Below are 1,039 nucleotides of genomic sequence, written 5' to 3'. Positions count from 1 at the left end.
GGCTTTGTTGCACAAACCTAGCATCAAAAGCTTATTCAGCAATATAATTTCAAAATGAATAAGCCTGCCTCTAAAATCTACCGTACAACCAATTGGTCATCCTATAACCGCGCCTTAATTAACCGAGGTAATATTTCCATTTGGTTTGATCCAAAGACTCAGTGGTATGCACAATCACAAGGCAAGCAAGGTCGAAATCAAACCTACTCCGATACAGCGATTCAATGCTGCTTAATGATCAAATTACTATTCCGACTCTCTTTACGTATGGTCACAGGTTTTGTTCAAAGTCTGATTAAACTCTCTGGATTAGATTGGACAGCTCCGGATTATTCCACCCTTTGTCGTAGACAAAAGCATATTGATATTGCGATTAGCTATCAAAAAAGTAGTGATGGACTGCATCTGCTCGTAGACTCTACTGGTTTGAAGTTTCTTGGTGAAGGTGAATGGAAACGCAAGAAACATGGGGCTGAATATCGTCGCCAATGGCGTAAGCTTCACATTGCTATAGATGCTAAAACCCTGCAAATACGTGCAGTACAACTCACCACAAATAATGTCAGTGATTCTCAAGTACTCGAAGATTTACTTGCTCAAATTCCCTTGGATGAACCAATTGATTCTGTTTATACAGATGGTGCTTATGACACAAAGCACTGCCGACAAGTCATTTTAGATCGAGATGCACATGCGATCATTCCACCTAGAAAGAATGCAAAGCCTTGGAAGGATCAGCAAGCGAGGTCTATAGAGCGGAACGAATTATTAAAGACAGTCAAACGGCTAGGCAGATCGCTTTGGAAAAAGTGGTCTGGTTATCACCGTCGAAGTTTGGTTGAAACCAAGATGCATTGCATCAAATTATTAGGCGATAAATTAACAGCGCGGAGTTTTCCAAGTCAGGTGAATGAGATCCATGCACGCATGGCAGTCTTGAATAAATTCACAGAATTAGGTCGTCCTCATACCCAAGTTGTCTCTTAAATTTGAGTAGCTTAAGGGAGCTCAGCCTTTCAAACCTTTATGCAACAAAGCC

Annotated in this window: 1 protein-coding gene; it reads left to right on the top strand. The window is 41.0% G+C overall.

Going from position 1 to position 1,039, the window contains the following annotated elements; translation table 11 throughout:
* Positions 1–54: 54 nt before the first annotated feature.
* Positions 55–987 carry an IS5 family transposase gene (locus FTV32_RS17270; protein WP_005103080.1) on the top strand — a complete coding sequence of 311 codons (933 nt, stop codon included), beginning with the start codon at positions 55–57 and terminating at the stop codon, positions 985–987.
* Positions 988–1,039: the final 52 nt, after the last annotated feature.

The sequence above is a fragment of the Acinetobacter sp. YH16032 genome (assembly GCF_013417345.1).
In the GTDB taxonomy this organism is placed as follows: domain Bacteria; phylum Pseudomonadota; class Gammaproteobacteria; order Pseudomonadales; family Moraxellaceae; genus Acinetobacter.
The sequence above is the reverse complement of the archived record's forward strand: the minus strand, read 5'-3'. Positions and strand labels throughout refer to the sequence as shown.

Excerpts from the sequence above, each read along its gene's own strand:
- FTV32_RS17270 (WP_005103080.1), top strand. The coding sequence starts at position 55 with ATGAATAAGCCTGCCTCTAAAATCTACCGTACAACCAATTGGTCATCC.